Source organism: Bacillaceae bacterium S4-13-56, assembly GCA_040191315.1.
In the GTDB taxonomy this organism is placed as follows: domain Bacteria; phylum Bacillota; class Bacilli; order Bacillales; family JAWJLM01; genus JAWJLM01.
Genome location: JAWJLM010000043.1, coordinates 40616 through 47173 on the forward strand (window position 1 = coordinate 40616; position 6558 = coordinate 47173).

The window sequence follows — 6558 nt, forward strand, 5'->3', positions numbered from 1 at the left end:
TGTGAAATCAGGCATAACCGTACTAGCATATTGAATAGACTTTTGGTAAGATATCCTCAATCCAATATTTGCTTCGACACCGAAATATAATATATGACAAAAAATAAATGGGTGTTTAAGCAGGATTTTGGATGGGGAAAATAGAAATAAATATACATAAGTTGAAAGGAGGACACTGCTATGAAGTACAACGTTCGTGGTGAGAATATTGAGGTGACCCCAGCAATCAGAGAATATGTTGAAAAAAAGATTGGGAAGCTAGAACGTTACTTTGATACCCCGCCATCCTCTGAGGTACATGTAAACCTAAGCGTGTATAATGACGAGCAAAAAATTGAGGTGACCATCCCAATGATTAACCTTCTGCTTCGTGCAGAAGAGCAACACACTGATATGTATGCGGCTATTGACTTGGTAGTTGATAAACTAGAGCGTCAAATCCGCAAGTATAAAACGAAAGTAAACCGTAAATTCAAACAAGAAAATGCACCTAAATATGTTTTTGCTGAGTTAGAAAAAGAATCTCGTGATTTCGAGCGTGACAGTGACGATGAGGGAGGATTCGAACTCGTTAAGCAAAAGCGTTTCGATTTAAAACCAATGGATTCAGAAGAGGCTATCCTCCAAATGGATCTTCTTGGACATAACTTCTATGTCTTTACCAACGCAGAGTCAGGCGACACTAACGTTGTCTACCGTCGTCGTGACGGCCGCTATGGTCTCATCGAGCCTAGTTAAAAGCATTCTCTAACCCAAAGCCATCTCATTATGAGGTGGCTTTTTCAATATTAAGAACTGTTTATCCGCATGAACGGCAGCAATACCCCCAACCTGAAGTCTTAAGTGAAACGAAAAGAGTAGTTGGGGGTAAACTGCTATGAAAATAAAATATTAATTTTTTCATCCTTGTTGGTGAAGCTTGCTTCATGGGTGGCTGCCCTTAATGTCCGGGTGTTTCAAGGGCTTTCAGGTGGGTGCTAACAATCAGTGGGACGGTCACTAATTGAAGGTTCACTTTTTTTATTTGCACACCCTCATTACAGGATCATCCCAAATATCACAAAAAAACTTTAAAAACTACAATTTTTGAAAAACATCCCTAGATTTCCCCACAAAAAACGAAAAACCCATACTGTAAATCTTCATTTTTCGACAAAAAACCCCATTCATAATAAGCATTTCTGCAAGTTTACACCTTCGGATCAAGCGTGGTATAAAGAATCTAGAAGAGATAGGAGGGATAGAATGACATTTTCACAGGTCAATAACAAAGAGTTTGAAGAGCTACAACGCAAAGTCCTTCAACAGGAAGCATACATAGCAGAGCTAACAAAGATTTTAGCTATGACGAACCAGCATGTGAAAACGATCATGAACTGGTTACAGCAAGAACAATATTCCAAAAAGACTTCAATAAAAAATCCCCTCAATTGAAACTGCCTTTTCCTCCGAATCCACGTGTCACTCCTCATTAGAGAAAACAGTCCATCCCCGGGCTGTTTTTTCGCTTCTACCCCGGGTACAATCCAATAATCATTTCTGCATCAGTAAAAAAGGTTCACTAATGTTAATCACAGTTTTGCCGCGGCCGCGAGTCATCGCAGTAAGGAAAGCTACTTAGAGATTCTTCGGAGAAACAAATAATTTTCTTGTTTCGAGGGGTAGCCTATCGACTAGAGGGTTCCCTCCTTTCGCTGCCATAAGTCAACATCAATGAAGGAGGTTCGGTTAAAAGCGCAGCGTCCTAGGCCTGCGGTAACTCAGCCCCTTCCTGCAAAGATTGGTAACGTTTACGTGACCCGCATCCTCGAAAAAGTAAGCTTTTTCTTCGTGTGGAGAAATTCATCTGTTGCTTGCCGTATTTTTCCTCTGTTGTAGCATTCGGTGTCCTGTGAGCCTCCCCTCCTTACGTCGATTAGCATAAGGAAAACTCCTAAGAAAATTCATCGCTGAAACAAGTGGGTTTCTTGTTTCAAAGGGCGCTTTCTCTTTTCTAATTGGGACATATACCCTGTTCTTTCAAATTTGGCTCCCGAATAACTTGTCAGTAGTGGGGGTAAGTGGTAGGATTAAAGGTGGTATTTTGTATAATCTCGAGTAATAATGGAGACATCTATTTCATAATGAGGAGCGTTCGTTTATGCTTGCATTACTAAAAAAGGTTTTTGATGGAAACCAGCGTGAGCTCAAGCGTTTGGAGAAAATTGCTGATGAAATTGAGGCACTTGAGCCTGAAATCGAAAAGCTTTCAGATGATGGACTGCGCAAAAAAACGGAAGAATTTAAAAAACGTTATCAGGATGGAGAATCCTTAGACGATATGCTAGTGGAGGCCTATGCTGTTGTTCGTGAAGGATCGAAGCGCGTTTTGAAAATGCGTCCTTTTTATGTACAGCTATTAGGTGCCATTACCTTACACGAAGGAAACATTTCAGAGATGAAGACCGGGGAAGGTAAAACCCTTGCTTCTACAATGCCAGCTTACCTTAATGCCCTTTCTGGAAAAGGTGTTCATATCATCACAGTTAACGAATACCTTGCTGATCGTGACTCTCGCGAAATGGGAGAGCTTTTCAAATTCCTAGGGTTAACGGTAGGACTCAATGTAAATGCCCTTTCTAAGGAAGAAAAGAAGGAAGCTTATGAAGCTGACATTACGTATGGAACCAATAATGAATTTGGTTTCGACTATCTTCGTGATAACATGGTTTTATATAAGGAAAAAATGGTTCAACGTCCACTGAATTTTGCGATTATTGACGAGGTTGACTCCATTTTAATTGACGAAGCCCGTACACCATTAATCATTTCTGGTCAGGCTTCTAAATCGGCAAACCTATACAGAACAGCCGATTCTTTTGTTAGAACTTTAACCCTAGATAAAGACTACACCTATGATGTGAAAACAAAAGGTGTTCAATTGACTGAGGAAGGAATCAATAAGGCGGAGCAATTTTTCTCCATTGAGAACTTGTTTGATCTTTCCAATGTTCAGTTAACACACCATATTAACCAAGCATTAAAGGCTCATGCTTCCATGCATCGTGATACGGACTATGTGGTGCAAGATGGGGAAGTAATTATCGTTGACCAATTCACTGGACGTCTTATGAAGGGTCGTCGTTATAGTGATGGATTGCACCAGGCAATCGAGGCAAAAGAGGGTCTGCAAATTCAAAACGAAAGTATGACTCTTGCCACCATCACGTTCCAGAATTTTTTCCGTCTGTATCAAAAGCTTTCTGGTATGACTGGTACAGCAAAAACAGAGGAAGAAGAATTTCGTAATATTTATAACATGAACGTAGTTGTAATTCCTACTAACAAACCGATTATGCGTGATGACCGTCCTGATTTAATTTATAAAGGGATGGATGAAAAGTTTAAAGCGGTTGTTGAAGAAATTCAAAATCGTTATGAAAAAGGTCAGCCCATTCTAGTTGGTACAGTTGCCGTTGAAACTTCAGAATTGATTTCAAATTATCTGAAGAAAAAAGGCATTAAGCATAATGTATTGAATGCGAAAAACCACTTTCGTGAGGCTGAAATTATTTTGGAAGCAGGTCAAAAGGGTGCAGTTACGATCGCAACCAACATGGCTGGTCGCGGAACGGACATTAAGCTTGGGGAAGGTGTGAAAGAGCTTGGAGGACTAGCTGTTATTGGTACCGAGCGTCATGAATCACGCCGTATTGATAATCAGTTGCGTGGTCGTTCTGGACGTCAAGGGGATCCAGGGGTTTCCCAGTTCTATCTTTCCATGGAAGACGAGCTTATGCGTCGTTTCGGATCTGACAATATGAAGTCCATGATGGATCGTCTCGGTATGGAGAATGACCAACCGATCGAAAGTAAGATGGTTTCTCGTGCCGTAGAATCTGCTCAAAAACGAGTGGAAGGTAACAACTTCGATGCTCGTAAAACTTTACTTGCCTATGATGATGTTTTACGTCAACAACGTGAAATTATCTATAAACAACGCTTTGAAGTTCTTGATTCCGAAAATCTTCGTGAAATCATTGAGCAAATGATCCAATCTACACTTTCCCGTGTGGTAGAATCTCATACTCAAGGAGAATTGGAAGAGGAATGGGAGCTTGATAAAATTGTTGATTTTGTTCATGCAACCCTTTTACAGGAGGAAGACCTTAACGAATCTGAGCTTAAAGGCAAGGAACCTGAAGAAGTCATCGAGCTTATTATGGAAAAAGTTAAGAAGAAGTATGATGAAAAAGAGCAGGACTTTGGCTATGAGCAAATGCGCGAATTCGAACGAGTTATCCTACTCCGTTCTGTAGATTCCAAGTGGATGGACCACATTGACCAAATGGATCAATTGCGTCAAGGTATCCATTTGCGTGCTTATGGTCAAACCGATCCACTTCGTGAATACCAAATGGAAGGCTTCGCGATGTTTGAGCAAATGATTGCCGCTATTGAAGAGGAAGTCGCTAAGTATGTGATGAAGGCTCAAATTCGTTCGAATCTGGAGCGTCAAGAAGTGGCAAAGGGTGCAACGGCTGTTTCTGGGGACCAAACGAAACAGAAGAAGCGTAAGCCATTCGTAAAGACAGAGGACGTTGGTAGAAACGATCCATGTCCATGTGGTAGTGGTAAGAAGTATAAGAATTGTCATGGAAAATAGATATGATAGGCTGGCTTTCGCTTTTCGTTTAAAGGTGAAAGCTCCCTTATTTTTAGTGGTAAAAAGATATTATGGGTAGTGTTTTAAGGAAAAATGGATTATCCGGTTCCTAGGATAAATTTTAGAAAGATTATTTGCCGAGGTGAAAGAAATGGATCTAGTAGAAATCAAGCAAGAGCTAAACCGTATGTCAAAACAAATTACGAATTTTAGGGGGTCTCTTTGACCTCGATCAGAAAAAGGCTCGAATTCAAGAACTAGATGAGCAAATGGTGGATTCCGACTTTTGGAATGATCAGCAAGCAGCACAACAGGTCATCAATGAATCTAATGCACTGAAGGACCAAGTACATGTTTTTGAAGAGCATGAAGAAACGTTTGAAAATCTTCAGTTGACATATGAACTTCTGAAAGAGGAAGAAGAAGCTGATTTAAGAGCAGAGTTAGAGTCTGAAGTGAAAACTTTATCGGATGCCTTGGCTGAATTTGAAATCCAGATGCTTCTCAGTGAACCCCATGATAAAAATAATGCCATTCTTGAGCTTCATCCAGGTGCCGGTGGAACGGAATCCCAGGACTGGGCGAGCATGCTCCTAAGAATGTACACGCGTTGGGCTGAGGATAAGGGCTTTAAGGTGGAGACGCTCGATTATTTACCTGGAGATGAAGCGGGTGTAAAGAGTGTTACTTTATTAATTAAAGGCCACAATGCTTATGGCTATTTAAAAGCTGAAAAAGGTGTTCATCGATTAGTTCGTATCTCTCCTTTTGATGCGTCAGGCCGCCGTCATACTTCTTTCGTTTCATGTGATGTCATCCCTGAATTAAATGATGATATTGAGATTGACATTCGCACGGAGGATTTAAAAATTGATACCTACCGTTCCACTGGAGCCGGTGGGCAGCATATCAACACAACTGACTCTGCTGTTCGTATTACTCATACGCCAACGAACACGGTGGTAACCTGCCAGTCAGAGCGTTCTCAAATTAAAAACCGAGAAAAAGCTATGAATATGTTGAAGGCGAAATTGTATCAATTAGAAATTGAGCGCCAACAACAGGAAGTCAATGACATTCGCGGGGAGAAAAACGACATTAGTTGGGGCAGCCAAATCCGCTCTTACGTTTTCCACCCTTACTCAATGGTTAAAGACCACCGCACCAACGTCGAGGTTGGGAATGTGCAAGGAGTAATGGATGGCGACCTAGACCCATTCATCGACGCTTATCTACGATCACAAATTAAATAATCTTTGGAGACAGAGCTTACTTGGGGGCTCTGTTTTTTGTTATTATGGAGTGTTTATTCACTCAAATTGCATGGTTCTTTATAAAAAGCGAGTAAATAGAAGCTGTCTATTAACGCAAAATTGGGGATGCCATCCAAAAGCGAGTGAATAGAAGCTGTCTATTGACGCAAAATTGGGGAGGCCATCCAAAAAGAGTGAATAGAAGCTGTCTATTGACGCAAACTTGGGGAGGCCATCCAAAAAGAGCGAATAGAAGCTGTCTATTGACGCAAAAATGGGGAAGCCATTCAAAAAGGAGTAAATAGAATCCGTCTATTGACGCAAAATTGGGGAAGCCATTCAAAAGGGAGTAAATAGAATCCGTCTATTGACGCAAAATTGGGGAGGTTATTCAAAAGAGAGTGAATAGAGGCTGTCTATTAACGCAAAATTGGGGAGGTCATCCAAAAAGGGAGTAAATAGAAGCTGTCTATTAACGCAAAATTGGTGATGCTATCCAAAAGGGAGTGAATAGAAGCTGTCTATTGACGCAAAATTGGGGAAGCCATTCAAAAAGGAGTGAATAGAAGCTGTCTATTGACGCAAAATTGGGGAAGCCATCCAAAAAGGAGTGAATAGAATCCGTCTATTGACGCAGAATTGGGGAGGTCATCCAAAAGC

At 40.9% G+C, this 6558-nt stretch carries 4 protein-coding genes; all 4 read left to right on the top strand.

Features of this window, described 5'->3' with window-relative positions:
- Window positions 1-180 precede the first annotated feature (180 nt).
- The 4 genes from raiA (at window position 181) to prfB (ending at window position 5898) form a co-directional block, all read left to right on the top strand.
- Window positions 181-738 (top strand): ribosome-associated translation inhibitor RaiA, encoded by a 558-nt coding sequence (gene raiA, locus RZN25_12275; GenBank protein MEQ6377592.1) that lies wholly within the window; start codon window positions 181-183, stop codon window positions 736-738.
- A gap of 507 nt (window positions 739-1245) precedes the next feature.
- On the top strand, window positions 1246-1434 hold the full coding sequence (locus tag RZN25_12280) for a hypothetical protein (GenBank protein ID MEQ6377593.1): 189 nt from the start codon (window positions 1246-1248) through the stop codon (window positions 1432-1434).
- A 706-nt stretch (window positions 1435-2140) separates the two neighbouring features.
- Complete coding sequence (gene secA / locus RZN25_12285; protein ID MEQ6377594.1) at window positions 2141-4645, top strand: preprotein translocase subunit SecA; 2505 nt, start codon at window positions 2141-2143, stop codon at window positions 4643-4645.
- Window positions 4646-4796: 151 nt separating this feature from the next.
- A protein-coding gene (prfB, locus tag RZN25_12290; GenBank protein MEQ6377595.1) for a peptide chain release factor 2 occupies window positions 4797-5898 on the top strand; the annotation gives its coding sequence in 2 pieces (ribosomal slippage) (window positions 4797-4868 and window positions 4870-5898; 1101 coding nt in all).
- Window positions 5899-6558: the final 660 nt, after the last annotated feature.